A 17,339-nucleotide genomic window follows, 5' to 3' on the forward strand; every position below is an offset into this window, starting at 1 on the left:
TGTAGTTCCCCAGCCGCTTACAATTGAAGCGGCAGTTCTGTTAAATCAGCTTTCTGTATATACAAGGGAGACAATCATTATGGTGACTTATACCAATAAGTTCAAAGCGGCTACGGTTCAAGCTGAGCCCGTCTGGTTTGATGCCGCGGCTACCGTCGAGAAAACTATCGGTCTGATAAAAGAAGCAGCCGACAATAACGCTCAGATCATCGCATTTCCTGAAGTTTTTATTCCCGGATATCCATATCACATCTGGTTGGACAGCCCCTTCGCGGGGATGGGCAAATTCGCCACTCGCTATCATGAACAATCCCTGCCAATTGACAGCCCGTTGATCACCCGGATTCAGGAAGCTGCCGAGAACAATAATATATGTGTGGTGATCGGATTCAGTGAGCGCGACGGCGGCAGTCTCTACATGAGCCAACTGATTATTGATGAAAAAGGGGAGATCGTTTCCCACAGACGAAAACTGAAACCCACTCATGTAGAGCGTACTGTCTATGGCGAAGGTGACGGATCGGACATCGCAGTTCACGATATGCCTCTCGGTAGGGTCGGCGCTCTGAATTGTTGGGAACATTTCCAGACCCCAACCAAATACGCAATGTACGCGATGCATGAACAGATCCATATCGCGGCATGGCCTGGGATGTCCTTATATCAGCCTGAAGTATTCGCCTTCAGTTCCGAAGCACAGCTTGTCGCCACTCAAATGTACGCAATGGAAGGACAAACGTTCGTATTGTGCTCGACTCAGGTTGTGGGAAAAGCCGCACTTGAGTTTTTCTGCGAAAACGAAATGCACGAAAAGCTTATCGGCTATGGCGGAGGGTTCGCTCAAATATTCGGACCGGACGGTCGACCATTAGCCGAGCGAATGCCTGCGGATGGGGAGGGGATCCTCTACGCCGAGATCGATCTGGCACAAATCACGATGGCTAAACAGGCCGCAGACCCTGTGGGCCATTATTCCCGGCCCGATGTTTTTTCATTGCAGTTCAACAACCAGGCGCAGTCCCCCGTCAAACGCTTGAAGGATATAGGAAAACATATTGAGTCGGAGGAAGTCTTCTCCTCAGTATCGCAGGTTACCGGACCTGGCTTAACGTATAGCCTGGAAGCCCCCGGTCTGTCTTTACAAAAGCCGCTTGTTCAACATGAGCGGGTCAACGGCCACAAAGAGAGCTGATAACCGTTCGCTTTGAGCCGACTGCTCGTTCAGTTCGGCCACATGAAAGCAAGAGGAGGCGGGCGCCAATGCGCGTTCGCCTCCTGTTTCTATACAAATCACAAAGGTAATCCCCCCTGCCTGGCCGGTATTGGCTCAGGAACAGCCCACCTGCACCTTGACGATGCAGGAGTTGGAATGGCTGCTGGAAGGCTTCGATTTATAGGCACATCAGCCGCATAAGACCTTGCATTATGCGGCCACGACATAGGGCATAAAAAGTAAAATGGCGGGCATGACTTCAACGCCCGCCACCCCTATTCTTGCCTTGACGCAAATCGATCCGTCAAAGTACGGCGTGACGGTGACGCCCGGGCTTGAACGCCTGATGCAGGATATTCAGGCACATGTCCAGCGCCATCCACAAGCACGTGTCGAGACCCAGCTGCGCGAGCAAATGGGAAAAACATGGCACGGTTCTGCGGTTGAATAAGAAAACGGTGAGTCTGCGCACCGACGACGAGATGCTCTGGAAAGTCTCGCCAGGATTGCTGCGCAAATCCGGTCGCTGAGACACGCGAACTTTACCGCCGACGGCCGTCGCAGAAAACCATGGGGTTCGTGGCGCACTTACGAATGATGTGAGTTAATGCGCCGCTTATGAAAACTTATTGGAAGGCTGCCGTTACGTTACCCGCTTGTTTTGCGAATTGCTTTAAAGGCAACGACTTTTGGATCTTTAGCTGTTTAAGCTGATTCAGGTCGAAATCAACATAATTGATAGATCCATAGCTGCGAATATAAAACTTACGTCGCTCAAGATCCGACAAGGCTGTCCACGATGTGTATTCCGAGGTATACAAGGGCTCACCCGTAACGGCGGGCGCGGCGATGTTTACAACGCTTTCCTCGAAGCGCTCATCGATCGTGATACCTCGTGGGCGATCAAAATTATTCATGACATGCGACAACGTCAGGACCGCCTCATCAGCAGTTTTTGCTTTTTCCGCAAATTGCGAATAGTAAACAGCACGAACAAAACGCCCTACCGAAGTATTCGAGGCGGGTAACGCCACGGTCGCGATCCCAGAGTCAGGCTGCTGGAAAGTGACACCAGCAAACGTGGTCTTTGACTGATCTTTATTACTCAGAAAAGTGTAGTTATTCAGATTCGTTTGATGCCACTGAAATTCAGGGCCGTTCGTCATAACGCCGACCGGATTGTCGATGACGTTTTGCTTACCCTGCGAAAACTCAATCACAATCGAGGCACCCGATGCATCGTGCAACGTGTAGTGAAATGGCGTTTTCAGAACGCCCAACGGCAGTAGCGCAGTAACGAGTACCGGCGTATCTTTCAACGCCGCCTTTACCTCTGCAACGTTTTTGAAATTCGACAGCGTCCAAGCGCCAAGATCGATCGCGGCCAGCACCGCGCTGGTTTTATCAACCATATCGCGTGGCCCATCAGTGCTGGCGTAAGCCAACAAACTAAAACTCATGCCGGCTTCGTTAACCCCTTCAGCAACCTTTAGCTGCTTAGTAAGGGGATCAGGCACAGTCACCGAAATAAATGCATATTTTGACTCGAAGCGTAGCTCGGGATGATCCTTCGCTTGAGAGTCAAATTTGTATCCGGCTGGAAAATAAGTGACTTCGTAAGGAAGCTCCATGGGCAGCTCCATGGTCCTTCCTGCGTAAGGTACACCATTGATGTCCTTGTAAAGCAAAGAAGTACACGCCTGACCCACAGCCGGCAGCGTCAACAAACTTGCCAGCGCCACAGCACCAATTTTTTTCCACTGCCGCTCAATACTTTTCATTTCATATCGCCTTTTGAGAAACAGAGTTTTCTCAGTTTTGATTGCCCATGGGTAAAAAAGGACGTTTATCGCCCAGCTCCAGCTAACACCTTGTAAAAGCATAACTAAAGACAATGATGTCCTCGTAGAGACATAGCCCCACGAGCACAAAGGAGCAGCTCTTTATGTCCGTCACTTTCTTGGCGCACTGGCAGAACCTTATTTGCCGCCCGCTATCAGCGCAAAGCATATCAGACCGCTACAGAGATGCCGGGAAGCCTTCTATAAGCATTAGTGATGAAAACCGCCTGACTCATCTTGCTCGCCCGGTACTGAAATGGGATGCGCAGCGAAATAATCCAGACAGCGACGGAAGTCGTCCAGCAGCAAAGACGCCAGATCGCGCGTAACGCCATGACGTACTAGAATGCGTTGAATGACCAGATCTTGGCGGTTTGCCGGCATGGAGTACGCCGGTACCTGCCACCCGCGGGCCCGCAGGCGATCGGCTAGATCGTAAAGATTGAATCCAGGATTCACGCCATCTTTGATCTTCCAGCACAGTGCCGGGATGCCTTTGTTCGGGTCACCGTCAAACAAAATCTCGAACGGGCCCAGCTTTGCGATCTCGCTCGAAAGATAACGGGCCGTGTCGTAGCAGGCACTTTGAATACGACGGTAGCCCTGCTTGCCAAGACGCAAAAAGTTGTAGTACTGCGCCACAATCTGACCGCCAGGCCGTGAAAAATTCAATGCGAAAGTGGGCATGTTGCCACCCAGATAGTTGACATTGAAGATGAGCTTTTCGGGAAGGTGAACTGCATCACGCCAAATTACCCAGCCCACCCCCAACGGCGCCAATCCAAATTTATGGCCAGAGGTGTTTATCGACACCACGCGTGGGAGACGGAAATCCCATTGCAGATCGGGTGCGCAAAATGGAGCCAAAAAGCCACCACTAGCCCCGTCAACGTGGATAGGAATATCAAGGTCCGTGTCTTTTTGCAATTTATCCAGCGCGTCGTGCACCGCTTTGACCGGCTCGTACTCGCACGTGAAAGTAACACCCAAAGTCAGCACGACACCGATCGTATTTTCGTCGACACGCTTTAATACCTCTTCGGCACTCATGATCAACCGACCGTTTTCCATCGGAATTTCACGCAGCTCGACATCGAAATAGCGGGCGAATTTATGCCAACAAATCTGAACAGGACCACAAATCAAGTTGGGCTTGTCAGTAGAAAGCCCTGCCGCACTACGTTTTTTGCGCCATGCCCATTTAAGGGCCAACCCGCCTAACATCGCCGCTTCGGACGAGCCGGTTGTCGAGCAACCCAACGTGTTTTTTGCGTCGGGAGAATTCCAGAGATCGGCCAACATGTGTACGCAACGCGCCTCGATCTCAGCGGTCTGTGGGTACTCGTCTTTGTCAATCATGTTCTTGTCGATTGACTCGTCCATCAGCTTATGGATTTCTTCGTCGACCCAGGTCTGGCAGAACGTCGCCAAGTTCTGGCGAGAGTTTCCATCGAGCATGAGTTCATCGTGGACGACTTGGTAGGCATGCCGCGGATCATGCTCTTTCTCGGGCATTTTGTACTTAGGCATGGATACCGATAAATCGGTAGACGCATAAACGTCTGAATATAAATCGTCGCGTATATCTTCTTTGGCGTGTAATGGCATAAGATCCCTTTGATGAACGAGAAAAACTGATTAAACCCACTGTGACTAATGTTCGGAACCTGCGGCCACAGGTAGCCCGGCCTCGCCTTCCTTCAACACCGCAACAATCTGGCTTTCTGTAAATCTGCTTTTCTTCAAGGGAGTCTCCATATCAGGGAGGCTCCGAAATTCTACCGGCTAACGTCTACTCACTGGGGGAGCTTACGTCGGCGTCTAAGATTGATTACTTTATGAAAGATAGCGCCTAGAGAGGATGCTGCGCGACCTCAACTCGGTTACGACCATTATTTTTTGCTAAATAGAGCATTTTGTCGGCGAGTTTTACTAGAGCGTCAATATCACTAACGTGGGATGCCCCCATGGCCACGCCGAGAGAAATTGTTATGTGGCCCACATGATCAAACACGTGTCGTTCTACGGTATTACGCAAGCGCTCGGCCATTTCAGACACGGCATCCAATTTTGCATCTGGAACCAATATCAAAAACTCCTCTCCGCCGATTCGACAAACCAGGTCTTCACGGCGCGAACAAGCCTTCATCAACAACGCCAGATCTTTTAATACAACGTCGCCGGCGTCATGGCCGTAGGTGTCGTTAATACGCTTAAAGTGATCGATATCAATAGCAATAATCGCTACTGATGTTTGATTACCCTTCCAAAGCTCAAGCGCAGCGTCGTAGGCTCGTCGATTGGCCAAACCAGTCAAAGAGTCTGTTTCTGCTGCTGTATTGGCCTTGCTGAGCTTCCCATACATCAACATGACACCGGTGAACAGTGCTTTCTTAAGGTGAGCGGTTTCGAAGTACCAAGCGCTGATATTTTCTATGTCGCGCGCCGTTTCCGGACGATCGATCACAGCTGCGCTTTCTGCGAGGCGGCGAAGTGGTTTAGAAATGAGCCGTGCCGACCAAATAATCAACACGACAATAAAAATAGTCATGGGCAAAGCGTTAAGCAGCACCTTAGAAATTAGCTCGCTTAACGGCGCCAACGCAGTCTCTCGAGGACGTTGTGATACAACTCCCCATCCTGTTCCGGGCACAGGGGCGTACCCGGCCAGCATTTGCACATTTTGACTATTCGTTAATTCAGTTGCTCCCGAATTGCCCGCAACAACATCATTAATTGCCGGATTGTTTTCAACAACATCCCCCACCCTTCCAGGGTCGGGGTGAGATATCAAGCGCCTACCGGAATCTACGACATAAACATAAGAGCCATCTTTGTGAAAATGCTTACCCAGCATATGACTTAAGATGCTTGCTTCTTGCAGATAAATCGTGCCACTAATAAACCCACGAAAAACGTTTGAATTGTCGAAGATTGGATGCGACACCATAATTAATAGCCTGCCTGTTTGAGCCACAAAAGGCGGGCTTATCAGTGGCGCACGCGCTTGACGCGCCAAGATCGAGCCTTCGGAGTTTAGCCGCCGCCCTATCAAGCCCAAATCAGGATCTGTCGCTAAAACCAAGCCCGTGTCGTTCGCGACAACAACAGAATTAAAGGTATCGGTCTGTTGCTTAAGTCGTTTTGCCTCGGCCTCTACCACCTTAGCGTCATCAAGTTGTGTTGATAAAACTTTTGCCGAATACTGCAATTGCTGCTGGGCTAGAGTTAATAGCTCTTGAACGCTAGAGGCAATTTTCGTAGCGTAAGCGTGGTTGCCCTCAAGCGTGCCGTCAATCAAAGACGTCTTTTGCACACGAAAGCTAGCAAATAATGAATTCGTTAGCGTCAGCAACAGGCTTGCTAGCGCAAGAAATAAAATTAAACGTCTAAGATCGATTTTCATAAGTGTGCTATTCGCCGGGCAAGAACCATTCTGTCTTTGATGATTGAGCCGGGTTGTAACACATCGAGCTATTAGCCGATAGGCAGCCTACTGAGCATAGTCGCCATTCACCAACTCACCGGCTAAAAACGACCAACGGTGTCCCTGTATGTACCGGATGGGGAATCACCTGGACATCTGCGTCATACACAGACTTGATGGCTGCAGGCGTCAAGACATCGCAAGGTGCACCGACTGCCAGAACCCCTCCGTCATGCAACAACACGATACGGTCGCTCCAGAGTGCAGCCAAATTGACATCGTGCAGCACTAACAGTACCCCCACGCCAATATCCTGTGCCAACTGACGGGTCGCCGCCAGCAACGCACGACCTGCGCTGGGATCAAGACTTGCGCTGGGCTCATCGAGCAGCAGATACAAGCCGGCCTGCGGATCACTGGCCCGTGCCGCCAACACCTGCAAGACAACCCGCGCGAACTGAACCCGTTGCTGCTCACCGCCGGAAAGGCCTGCGTAGCGGCGATCGGCCAGGGCCACTGCGTTAGCATACGCCAGCGCCCGCCAGTACAAGGACTCAAGCATTCCAGTATCAAGGTGAGGAAACGGATACCCTCCCATTTCCACGACCTCACGTACTGCCAGGTCAAAGCCTAGTGAGGGCATTTGCGGTAACACAGCGCGCTTTCTGGCTTGACGCAAAACACCCAGCGCCTGCAGCGCCTCACCATCAAGCGTAACCGCAAACGTGTCCGGCTCAAGAGACTCTGCCTCAAGCTCATTCGCCAAAATACTCATTAACGTGGACTTGCCAGCACCATTGGCACCAAGCACCGACACCAGAACGCCCGGCTCCAAACTCAGGCTTACGCCATCAAGTACGCGGCGCGAACCACGCTCGAACCGTAAGGAATTGGCCCGGAGCGCTTTAACGTTGGGCTGGAATTCTTTCACAGAAGACTTCTCTACCATTTTTTACGACTCAGCAACCAGAAAAAGAACGGTCCACCGACCAAGCTCGTTACCAGCCCGATCGGCAACTCGGCCGGTGCCACAATTACCCGTGACCACCAATCTGCGGCAGCCAGAAACACGGCACCAACCAGCATCGACATCGGCAACAACACACGGTGATTGGCACCCACCAGCATTCGCACCAGATGAGGCACGACCAAACCAATAAAACCAATACCCCCGGTCACGGCGACCAGCGGCCCCACCACTAAGGCGGTAAGGACGATCAGTCGACGACGCAAGGTTTCTTGCTGATAACCCAGATGCATGGCCTCTTGATGCCCCAGCAACAAAGCGTTCAACATGCGCCATTGCATGCCAGCCACAACCAGCAGCACAAGAACCCACGGCACCAACCATGCGACGGTCGACCATTGCGCGGCCGCCAAACTACCCATGCTCCAGAACGTCAGGTCACGCAGCTGTGTGTCATCAGCCATATAGGTAAACAAACCGATAAGGCTACCTGCCACTGTATTGATCGCAATTCCAGCCAGCAACAAGCCAGCGATACCTGGCTGGCGACTGCCAACGACATACGCTAGAGATGTCGCCAGCAAACTACCCAGAAAAGCACTGACGCCCACCAGCATCGCGCCTGCAGGGAACAGCACAATCGCGATGACGGCCCCCAATGCCGCACCAGATGAAACTCCCACGAGCCCCGGTTCTGCCAGCGGATTGCGAAACAGCGCCTGCATCAAGACGCCACTTGCTGCCAACGCTGCTCCCACAATGGCACTAAGCAAGACGCGTGGCAAACGCAACTCAAATAAAATGCGGACCTCCACACTGGCCGAACCCGATGATGCCCCGGTAATCAGCGCTCCGACCCGGGCAAGCGGAATGTCGAAGGCGCCACCGCTGAGAGACGCCATCATCACCAAGATCAACACCGCCCCTGTTCCGGCATACCACAGCGTATAACGTCGCCCCACCCGCATCATTGCGCCATTTCACGCAATTGGCGAACAGCCTGCGCGACCCGCGGCCCAATTCCAAGAATCAGCAGATCATCGACGGCACCGATCCGGCCGGCGGCAGCGGCACTAGTCGCCTTGACAGCAGGCTGCTGCAAGAACGCCTCAAGCCCACCCACGGCTGTTGCCGTCGCCGAAGTCAGTACGATCACATCGGGGTCGAGAGCCACCAAACCCTCGATAGACAACGGCTTGTAGCCTTTTCCGGCCGACATTGCATTTCGCAGACCGGCCAGTTCCAGCACTGCTGCAGCGGCGGTACCTTCACCCGCTGCCATGTACGATCCCGTACGATTCAGCAGGACCACCGCGCGCAGCGGCGCCTGGGGCGCCTGAGTAACGAGCGCCAGATCGCGATCGATCTTCTCTATCAACGCATCGGCCTGTTGCGAACGATCCAATGCCTTCGCAATACCTTGAATGCGCTCGTACAGCGACTTCAGAGCTGGCTTATCGGTTAGCCGATCAACCCTCACCCCCAGTTCGGCAATGCGTGTCAGCGCGGCGGCAGGACCAGCGTTTTCTGACGCCAGAACCCGATCTGGCTTAACCGACAGCACCCCCTCAACCGGGACGCTGCGGTAGTACCCGACCCGCGGCAAATCAACGACCTGCGGTGGATACAGACTGGAAGCATCAGTCGCCACCACCTGATCACCAGCCCCTAGGGCAAACACGATTTCGGTGACGGTCCCCCCCAGGGTAACCAGCCGCTCTGCGGCCGTCACGACCGAGGGCATCGCCAAGGCGGCCGCGGCTAGCCACACCCCCAACAACAAACGTTTCGCGGAGCTCATCATGATGCCAACGGTACCGTGCAATAGGACGTCAACAACGAGCGCCATGACGCCAACTCGGGCACACCCGGCTTTCTGACGCCAAAAAATTGCACAATCAGCTCGCCACGGCGATCAAAACACTCCAGCGAAGTAATCCAGCCATCCTCCGAGGGCTTGTTCACCACCCAAGTTGAAACTATCCCAGTGGTATTCAGATGAAGGTTGAAATGAGGCTCCAGCACATTGAACCAGGGGCCGGCACGCTTCAAGGCTCTCACCGGACCGGAGTGAATCTGGATAATGCCGTGATTTCCGACAAAACACATAAGCGGAATATTGCGATCAGCAACGTCAGTCAACAAGCGTTCGGCATGGTCATTCGAAATCTGCTGCGCAAGGTCTGACCCGACGCCCTCAAGAGCATACAGACGGGCTACGTCATGGCGCTTCAGCAGGCCATGAAACTCATGCGTATCTTTCATGGCTAGCCAGTCATCGCGAAACGCTTGGCCCAAAGAACCATTCGCAGGCCAGGCTTTGGACACCAAGGAACGAACCTCCGGGAACTTCGGCGCAGTTTCGGCGAAATGTTCAACTAGCGCCCCGTAGGCCTGTAGGTCACTGGCCTCCGTCAGGAACACCTTATGCAAAGCTGTCCCGGCCGCGTCAAAAAACTGAATACTGCGACGCCCCGCTTCGTTGACCGCCAGCGTCGTCACCCAGTGGGAAAAAAACACGCGCAAGTCAATATCGGGACCCAGCACAATCCCCATCTGTTCACCGGCCTTGATGTCCTCGTATTGCCCGTGACGTTCGTGCACGCAATGATCGTTGCGTGTCAGTGCCATGACTCGTCCCAGACGACCTAACTCACGAAAAATGGCCTGCGGCGGTGATTTCAGCGCGACCGCCTCAACCTCACCGCAATGCGCCGCAACCAGCTCAAGTTCACTGACCCCTAAACATTCGGCCATGTTACGACGACGTAACCCTGGCTGACTTGCTGCCAACGCGGCATAACGCTCCCGCAACTCAACCCCTTTCGGGGCGCCCGCTAGCACTGCGGAAAGTGGTGCAACGGAAAAAGTTTCTTGTTTGCCTGACATGAGTACCTCTGAATAATAGTGATTGTTAATTAGTATTGATAGGTCAACCAGACTCGGGCATGACGCCCCGGCTCGGTGTAGCTGGCAACCGGTGCAGCACTGCGCACGCTTCCGGCCTGCGGAACGTTCAAAGCGCTCCAGTAAGTACGGTCAAACAGGTTGAACACCCCAGCCTGGACACGCAGACCCTTTACGCCGGACGGTTGCCACCAGGCGGTCAGGTCAACCACGCCATAGCCTGGTGCCTGAAATTCAGCCCCAGGGTCTTCGACCCGACTGCGGCGCTTGGCAGCAGTCAGAATGGCTTCAGCACCCCAATGTCTTTGCTTGTAGCCCACGCCCACGATGGTTTTCAGCGGGGCGACCGAGTTCAGATAACGGCCCGTATCCAGATCTTTTCCGTTAGCCCAGGCTAAGGCACTCCAGGCGTACCAGTTCGGGTTGATTTCGCCGTGAATACGGGCTTGTGCACCATAGATGCGGACACGCGCACGATTGGCGAAAGCGGTCACGCCCATTGGGTACTGCCCCGTCCAGGCCGGGTTCCACTCGGCAGATGCCGGAGTCAATGTCACGTTCTCGTCGATAAAGTCGCGATAGTGGTTATCGAAAAACGCCAGGCTGCCGCCCAGTTGCTGGTTACCCAGCTCGGCGCCAAGCTCCCAACCCCGACTCACCTCCGCTTTCAGATCAGGATTGCCGACGCGCAAATAGGTGCCGGGTGCCCCGTAGTTCATGTACAACTGGGATGCATTAGGGACCTTATAGCCATAGCCGTAGCTCACATAGACCTTGGCCTGCTCCGCCGGCTGCCAAGCAAACTTGATCGATGGCGACACCCGCTGACCGCTATTGCTGTCCAGCTGTCCAAAGGCCGCATTGGGATTGCTCTGATACGACGAAGTACTTTGGGCCGAATAGTGGTAGGCATCAAAACGCAACGCAGGGGTCACGGCAAACCGCCCGTCAGCCCATGACATTTCATTTTGTGCCCATAACGCCCATTGCCGGCCATCGACTTCGGGCACGTCAGATTGATTGCTGTGCAGCAGGTCGCACGAACGAGGACCGAATGGGGCGGCCAACCCGGAGCGAATCACAGGACAATTGTCTTCACCTGCCGACGCCTGTGTCGTGCGCGAAACATACCCGTCAAGCCCCGCCTGCCAATGATTTCTGATAGCCTCTGTCGGCACAGTGCCCGACCATGTTGTTGTCAGGCCATACCCCTTTTCTTCCACTGAGTTATTACGTGCGTAGTAACCGCTAGGAAAACCGTAGCGGAACGGGTCGCCCCGAACAATGGAGGCCCTGGCGTCAACGGTGCGCAATCCTGACTGTTCGCTAGAGACCGAACTGCGTTGCCAATACACTCGCACCTGCCCCTGCTCAACAGCAGCAATATTGGCTCCGGACCGAAAATCAAAACCGGCTACCAAGCGATCTCGCTGTTGTCGCTCATCAACCCCGTTGTGTCCGACCAGATAGCTGGTTTCACCCCCCTGTTCGCGCAAGTTATCAATCTCGTTTTCCCATCGGTAGGTCTCCGCGCTGAAGATCAGTCGATACTGCACCGTCAGGTCGTGTTGCAACTTCAACATTGCACTGCGCTGGGTGTAACTGGAGGGGTTGGCTTTTTCTCGCTTGAGACCATATCCACCTACCTCGCCTTGGTTCTCCAGAGCATTGCCACGGCGGTAGCCGACCTGAAGCAACCACTTAGTTCGCGCATCAAGCATTTCGCCTGCCAGCGCGGCATCGGTGTTCCAGCTGGCATCGGCGCCGTCATACCCGGACTTCACCAGCGCTCCGAACGGTTTTCCATCGGGCAACAAGTCATCGGGCGCCAACGTACGCAAATCAACCAACCCTGCCAGCGATCCCGTTTGCGAAGCGCCCGCTGCTCCCACGACATCAATCGCCGACAGCCCGCTGAAGTTGACGGTGCCCAGGCCACCTTTTTCACCCCGGGCGCCATCGGTCAGCCAAGGCAGACGAATCCCGTCCACACGCACGGCCACCCGGTCCTGATCCATGCCGCGGATGTTCACGCTTTTTGTTTGACGCGAAAAGTTAATTGCCGGATCACCGCGCTTGCCCAGATCCTCCCAGCCGGTAATCGCGCGTGACTCCAGCTGCTCGCGACGAATGACTGTCGACCCTTCCGGTAACGCTGCATCCTGACGATCCCCCTTGACAGTAACGGTAGAAAGCTGTCGAACATCCGCTTTGCCACTCTCTGCCTGAGACCTCGACGTAGTATCAAGGGACGGCTCAGCCGACGCTGACGTAGCGGCCAACACCGCCAGAACCCCCACCGTGACAGAAAAAGGTCTACTCATGAATCCGCTCCAACATAAACTTAATGAGAAGCGAAATGATAACAATTCTTATTCAATGATTGCAAGAAACTTTTAGGTGTATTGGAAAGGCTTCGTCGTCAGACGCGCTTTCCACACCGAAGATACTTCTACTCACACCACGTACTACTCATTAGGCCAGCGCGTTCAGCCAGTGGCTACGAAGTTCGTGCATTGCCTTTGCGGCCTTACTGCCTTTAAAGTCGGGTGCGTTACCCCGTAGGTCTTCGTGCTTCAGCGTGACGCCTAAGCCGAACCCACCATAAGCAAAGTGGCCGGTACCGAGAACAGATCGCGCCAACTGGGCAACCAGCACCGCCAGCGCTATTGTGGGTTTGGTGGCCAGATCCGCGGCCACGATGCCGACTTTGTGGGCTGAGAGTTGGCGAACCAATCGCTCGGAATGAACCAGGCGGGTTTTCGGTACGGTTAACGACCCCAGACACGCAGACTGGCCCAGCTCTTTAGACAGTTGGCTTGCGCGTTGCCGATCTTCGGGCCGTATCAAACCTCGGCCAATCTGTACATCACCTGCACTGTTGACTTTGTTGACTGATGCCATGGTGACTACTCCTTTAAAAGTGCTTACGCACGGTGTGGTTTTTAGTGCTGACCGGGCCTGAAGATTCGGGAGCCCGATGCGTAGGTTTTCGTGTATCGATTTGTGCGGTTCAGGTGGTGCGTTTTGCCGCCAGTCCTGTGAGTTCCTCCGCCCGTGCCGTACAGGATCACGTAGCGACAAACGTAAAGGGGTCGTGTAATAAAAAGGGAGAGCAGCGACCGGCTTTATGCCGCGAAAGCCCCTTGCAGTGCAGGCGCGCAGTGATACACGTCGGTGTTTAGGGGCGAGAGGGACTTACAAAGACAAGGCATGCAGCAACCGTGCACATGTCGATCACGGCCGGCGCGGCGAGCGCCCAAGCTGGCTTGCCAGCCAAGTTCGGCCGAATGGCCGCGGGCAAGCGTTAGCGCGCAGCGTCGTTAGACGCGAAGGGGTGAAGGATCAAAGCCCGCCAGACGGAACGCCTAGGGGCAAGACTGCGAAAGCAGGCTTGATGCGCAGCACACGCGCATGGCCCGCAAGGGCACCTACGGATCGGATGATTGGCGCTGTGAAGAATATTCTGAAGATTAAAAACACCCCACCTACCAGAACAACTACGCACTACCCTTCAAGATATTTGCTTAAGCAGCTCAATTACTCAGTGAATTACAACCCTCAGAGCCAATGCAAACCTACCATGGCGGCTAACCCTCTGTTTTGACTTGGCAATATAAGGATTACTCGCTGTTTACAGATGTATAATCCAATACACACCGCATCTCATTGGAATGAGTCAAAGATGGCAACCCAATCGCACAGCGCATCGCAAGCTAAACGCTCAGCAGCTAAAAATGCCGCTTCTGAAACGCCACGGACAAAAGTCCTCGCTGGCGAGGCGCTCTTGCGTGATATGGCCAAGCACCGCAAACAAGTATCCGCTACTAAAGAGTCAGCTCGCCAGTTTTTGATTGACTTAGGGGTGCTAACAAAATCGGGCGAACGCCGAACACTTATCCGTGACTAATCCCTGGAAGCTTTATCAATCTCGTCCGGCACAGGTTTTAGGCTTTCACGGCACAGAAAAAAAGACCGTCGACGAATTGATTTCGGGCGGCACTGACCATCTCAAGAAATCCGAAGGTAAATTCGAATGGCTTGGCCATGGCATTTATTTTTGGGAAAATGACCCCCAGCGTGGCCTTGAGTGGGCGCAAAATGGAAATCCAAAATCCAAGATAAAGAACCCTGATGTTGTCGGGGCGATTTTAGATTTGGGCCTGCGCCTTGACCTGACAACGCGAACGGGTCTGGATGAGGTTGGACAGGCTTACAAAACGCTTGAGTCAGCCTACGCAAAGGCGGGTTTGGCGCTCCCCATCAACGACGGTGGTGAGGATCGCTTTAAGCGGGAATTGGATTGCCAGGTTATTGAGGCACTGCACAGCATTCGCCTTGAGCGGGGCCAACCACGCTATGACTCTGTTCGAGCGCCCTTCCGAGAAGACAAAGAACTTTATAGCGGCGCAGGCTTTCATCGGCGTAACCATGTGCAAATTGCGATTCTTAACCGAGATTGCATCAAGGGTTACTTTCGGCCAATTAAGAAGCAATAGATGTCATAGCGTGGCAGAGGGAACGATGCTGCACGTCCGCACCACACCAAAGCAGACCCCCGGACCAGCGCCAGCGAGCACATAAGACAGGACATGTTGACTCGGTTACGACGACACTCCAGCGCAGTTCCCGGTGTCAAGGACGCTTGTCATCGTATCGGAGCACAAAGCAATCACGCCTTTCTGTTTCTGAAAAAGCTCTGACCAACCTAGGCTAACCAACCCGGATGGATCATCCGGATGCACTACAGTAGATCAGTGCCAAAGAAAACAAAATTCGGGCCAACGGCGCAAAACACACCACAGTCAGCACCACTGACGCCGCGATGGCGCCCCGTAACCCAAATCTCCCCAGCAGCAGACCGCTTCATTTTCCCACTTGGAAAATCATCAAGACTAGGCAGGCCTCCAAAAGATACTTCGTTACGATCCAGAGCATTTGCCGAGCATTAAAAATCAGACGCTGTATTCTGAAACTGTACGACTACGTCGTTCAGTTGGACCCTTTTCCCGCCTGCCCAGCATATTTCTCCATAATTTGACCCATCGCCTGCATCATCTCGGCGTGCATCTTCATTTGTTGCTGCGGGGTCAGTACACCTACCACTCCCCCCATCATCGGGCAGCCCGCCATCATGCCGCCCATGCCATGCATGCCACTCATCCCTTGTCGTTCGCCCATCATCATGCCGGGCATTGACCCGCCCATGGCCCCAGGCATGCCCGCGGGTGGGCCGCCCTGCGCCTGCCTGTCCATAGGCATACCATGTTGGGTCGCGGCGCTCACGCCTGCGACAGTCAGAAGTGACACCAGTAGGGACGAGGCAACTACATGTCGATTCTTCATGCGATTCTCCAGAAATAGAGTCACGAAACTCGTGAGGTTAGTCGGTAGCAGACGCTTTCGAAGAATAGGAGCCCACCAAACATCTGACCGGATTAACGATGCCGTTTTTATCAGCATGACTTAGCCTAATCCAAAACATGCCGCTCCAATACCGACATTCGTCAGTCATGACGCAAATGTAATCATTATGCAATCAAACTGTCAGGAAAAGACCGCTGGCTTGTGTCATGATCAAACCCAGATGCATATCAACAAACCGGGGTCCGACGCGACAACAAACGCTGCCAGCTATCGGACTATTTCGTTAAGCACTTGAAAGCACTTGGCCATGGCAAACCACCAGCATCATTCAGGACATCACGAGCATCGATCGGGAATGCATCGCCCGCCCGGGAATGGCAAGCCAGTGAACGAAAATCCTGCGGCTGCCCAACAGGAAGTGCAGCCCCCCACCGAGGCCGGAACCCTATATACCTGCCCCATGCATCCCCAGGTCCGGCAGGCAACACCCGGAAATTGCCCGATTTGCGGCATGAGCCTTGAGCCCTTGATGCCTATCCTGGAAGAGGACAATCCGGAACTGGACGACTTTTCACGCCGTTTTTGGAGAACACTGCCCCTTACGGTCGTTGTTACCTTCCTTGCCATGTTCGGTCATCAACTGAACTGGTTGTCGATGCAAACTCAGTCTTGGGTGGAGCTCGTTCTATCCACTCCTGTCGTGATATGGGCCGGCCTGCCCTTTTTCATCCGGTGCTGGCAGTCGTTCCGCAACCGAAGCCCAAACATGTGGACACTGATCGGCTTGGGTACGGCAGCGGCCTATATTTACAGCGTTGCGGCAACTGTCGCACCTCAAGCTTTCCCCGCAGCCTTTCTCAGTATGGGACGGGTAGCAGTTTATTTCGAAGCGGCCGTTGTCATCATTTCCCTCACGCTTTTCGGTCAGATGCTTGAACTACGGGCACGTTCACAGACTTCGGCAGCCATCAAGGCGCTGCTGGGGCTGGCCCCCAAGACTGCCCGACACATTGACAAAGACGGCAACGAGGCAGATATCCCACTTAGCCACGTACACGAGGGAGACCGCTTGCGCGTTCGTCCAGGCGAAAAAGTTCCGGTGGATGGTGTGGTTCTGGACGGAACCAGCCTGATCGACGAGTCCATGCTGACCGGCGAGCCCCTTCCCGTCAGAAAAAAAGTGGGCGATCACGTCATCGGCGCAACCATGAACACATCGGGCGCCTTGGTGATTCAGGCTGAAAAAGTCGGATCGGCGACAGTGCTTTCGCAGATTGTGCAATTGGTGGCTCAGGCGCAACGCTCACGAGCGCCCATGCAGCGCATGGCTGATGTCGTAGCCGGGTATTTTGTTATTGCCGTCATCTTGGTCTCTCTCTTTACCTTCTTCGTTTGGGGGCTTTGGGGCCCGGAACCGGGGTGGGTCTACGGGTTGGTCAATGCAGTGGCTGTGCTGATCATTGCCTGCCCATGCGCACTTGGACTGGCAACCCCCATGTCCATCATGGTGGCCACCGGCCGTGGGGCAACCCAAGGGGTACTTTTTCGCGATGCTGCCGCCATTGAGCACATGCGCAAGGTAACCACACTGATTGTTGATAAAACAGGCACGCTGAC

At 54.0% G+C, this 17,339-nt stretch carries 15 protein-coding genes; 5 read left to right on the forward strand and 10 right to left on the reverse strand.

What is annotated here, in order from left to right:
• The coding region (locus PuT2_RS15165; protein WP_216820829.1) for a carbon-nitrogen hydrolase family protein at positions 1 to 1,192 on the forward strand (1,192 nt) is incomplete at its 5' end.
• Positions 1,193 to 1,466: 274 nt separating this feature from the next.
• Positions 1,467 to 1,664 carry a hypothetical protein gene (locus PuT2_RS15875; RefSeq protein ID WP_158214065.1) on the forward strand — a complete coding sequence of 66 codons (198 nt, stop codon included), beginning with the start codon at positions 1,467 to 1,469 and terminating at the stop codon, positions 1,662 to 1,664.
• A 175-nt stretch (positions 1,665 to 1,839) separates the two neighbouring features.
• Here PuT2_RS15875 and PuT2_RS15175 read toward each other — a convergent pair whose 3' ends face one another.
• The 9 genes from PuT2_RS15175 to PuT2_RS15215 form a co-directional block, all read right to left on the reverse strand.
• Complete coding sequence (locus PuT2_RS15175; protein ID WP_093971841.1) at positions 1,840 to 2,994, reverse strand: linear amide C-N hydrolase; 1,155 nt, start codon at positions 2,992 to 2,994, stop codon at positions 1,840 to 1,842.
• A gap of 270 nt (positions 2,995 to 3,264) precedes the next feature.
• Positions 3,265 to 4,662: a glutamate decarboxylase gene (locus PuT2_RS15180; protein WP_093971842.1), complete on the reverse strand. Its 1,398-nt coding sequence runs from the start codon at positions 4,660 to 4,662 to the stop codon at positions 3,265 to 3,267.
• 244 nt (positions 4,663 to 4,906) lie between these two features.
• Entirely contained in the window at positions 4,907 to 6,460 is a 1,554-nt protein-coding gene (locus tag PuT2_RS15185) for a diguanylate cyclase (protein WP_093971843.1), read from the reverse strand.
• A gap of 115 nt (positions 6,461 to 6,575) precedes the next feature.
• Positions 6,576 to 7,412, reverse strand: a complete 837-nt coding sequence (locus tag PuT2_RS15190; protein WP_254047031.1) for an ATP-binding cassette domain-containing protein — start codon at positions 7,410 to 7,412, stop codon at positions 6,576 to 6,578.
• A gap of 11 nt (positions 7,413 to 7,423) precedes the next feature.
• Positions 7,424 to 8,353: an iron ABC transporter permease gene (locus PuT2_RS15195; protein WP_254047032.1), complete on the reverse strand. Its 930-nt coding sequence runs from the start codon at positions 8,351 to 8,353 to the stop codon at positions 7,424 to 7,426.
• A gap of 62 nt (positions 8,354 to 8,415) precedes the next feature.
• Positions 8,416 to 9,252, reverse strand: coding sequence for a hemin ABC transporter substrate-binding protein (locus tag PuT2_RS15200; protein WP_093971853.1), 837 nt, complete (start codon positions 9,250 to 9,252; stop codon positions 8,416 to 8,418).
• Positions 9,249 to 10,337: a hemin-degrading factor gene (locus tag PuT2_RS15205; protein ID WP_093971846.1), complete on the reverse strand. Its 1,089-nt coding sequence runs from the start codon at positions 10,335 to 10,337 to the stop codon at positions 9,249 to 9,251. Before PuT2_RS15205 ends, PuT2_RS15200 begins: the two co-directional genes overlap by 4 nt.
• 29 nt (positions 10,338 to 10,366) lie before the next feature.
• Complete coding sequence (locus PuT2_RS15210) at positions 10,367 to 12,679, reverse strand: TonB-dependent hemoglobin/transferrin/lactoferrin family receptor (RefSeq protein WP_093971847.1); 2,313 nt, start codon at positions 12,677 to 12,679, stop codon at positions 10,367 to 10,369.
• Between the two features lie 151 nt (positions 12,680 to 12,830).
• Positions 12,831 to 13,259, reverse strand: coding sequence for a hypothetical protein (locus tag PuT2_RS15215; RefSeq protein WP_093971848.1), 429 nt, complete (start codon positions 13,257 to 13,259; stop codon positions 12,831 to 12,833).
• A gap of 781 nt (positions 13,260 to 14,040) precedes the next feature.
• On the opposite strand from PuT2_RS15215, the gene PuT2_RS15220 reads away from it, so the two are divergent.
• Together PuT2_RS15220 and PuT2_RS15225 are read left to right on the forward strand one after the other, a co-directional pair.
• Positions 14,041 to 14,265, forward strand: coding sequence for a hypothetical protein (locus PuT2_RS15220; protein WP_093971849.1), 225 nt, complete (start codon positions 14,041 to 14,043; stop codon positions 14,263 to 14,265).
• Positions 14,258 to 14,854, forward strand: a complete 597-nt coding sequence (locus PuT2_RS15225) for a hypothetical protein (protein ID WP_093971850.1) — start codon at positions 14,258 to 14,260, stop codon at positions 14,852 to 14,854. Before PuT2_RS15220 ends, PuT2_RS15225 begins: the two co-directional genes overlap by 8 nt.
• Before the next feature lie 493 nt (positions 14,855 to 15,347).
• Here the strand turns inward: PuT2_RS15225 and PuT2_RS15230 are convergent, their stop codons facing one another.
• Positions 15,348 to 15,701 carry a hypothetical protein gene (locus PuT2_RS15230; protein WP_093971851.1) on the reverse strand — a complete coding sequence of 118 codons (354 nt, stop codon included), beginning with the start codon at positions 15,699 to 15,701 and terminating at the stop codon, positions 15,348 to 15,350.
• A gap of 376 nt (positions 15,702 to 16,077) precedes the next feature.
• On the opposite strand from PuT2_RS15230, the gene PuT2_RS15235 reads away from it, so the two are divergent.
• A partial coding sequence (locus PuT2_RS15235; RefSeq protein WP_371597021.1) for an HAD-IC family P-type ATPase occupies positions 16,078 to 17,339 on the forward strand: 1,262 nt, incomplete at its 3' end.

Origin of the sequence: Pusillimonas sp. T2, from assembly GCF_002236805.1 — a bacterium.
Classification (GTDB): domain Bacteria; phylum Pseudomonadota; class Gammaproteobacteria; order Burkholderiales; family Burkholderiaceae_B; genus Neopusillimonas.

Excerpts from the sequence above, each read along its gene's own strand:
- PuT2_RS15215 (WP_093971848.1), bottom strand. The coding sequence starts at position 13,259 with ATGGCATCAGTCAACAAAGTCAACAGTGCAGGTGATGTACAGATTGGC.
- PuT2_RS15180 (WP_093971842.1), bottom strand. The coding sequence starts at position 4,662 with ATGCCATTACACGCCAAAGAAGATATACGCGACGATTTATATTCAGAC.
- PuT2_RS15200 (WP_093971853.1), bottom strand. The coding sequence starts at position 9,252 with ATGATGAGCTCCGCGAAACGTTTGTTGTTGGGGGTGTGGCTAGCCGCG.
- PuT2_RS15195 (WP_254047032.1), bottom strand. The coding sequence starts at position 8,353 with ATGATGGCGTCTCTCAGCGGTGGCGCCTTCGACATTCCGCTTGCCCGG.
- PuT2_RS15175 (WP_093971841.1), bottom strand. The coding sequence starts at position 2,994 with ATGAAAAGTATTGAGCGGCAGTGGAAAAAAATTGGTGCTGTGGCGCTG.
- PuT2_RS15210 (WP_093971847.1), bottom strand. The coding sequence starts at position 12,679 with ATGAGTAGACCTTTTTCTGTCACGGTGGGGGTTCTGGCGGTGTTGGCC.
- PuT2_RS15185 (WP_093971843.1), bottom strand. The coding sequence starts at position 6,460 with ATGAAAATCGATCTTAGACGTTTAATTTTATTTCTTGCGCTAGCAAGC.
- PuT2_RS15230 (WP_093971851.1), bottom strand. The coding sequence starts at position 15,701 with ATGAAGAATCGACATGTAGTTGCCTCGTCCCTACTGGTGTCACTTCTG.
- PuT2_RS15205 (WP_093971846.1), bottom strand. The coding sequence starts at position 10,337 with ATGTCAGGCAAACAAGAAACTTTTTCCGTTGCACCACTTTCCGCAGTG.
- PuT2_RS15220 (WP_093971849.1), top strand. The coding sequence starts at position 14,041 with ATGGCAACCCAATCGCACAGCGCATCGCAAGCTAAACGCTCAGCAGCT.
- PuT2_RS15875 (WP_158214065.1), top strand. The coding sequence starts at position 1,467 with ATGACTTCAACGCCCGCCACCCCTATTCTTGCCTTGACGCAAATCGAT.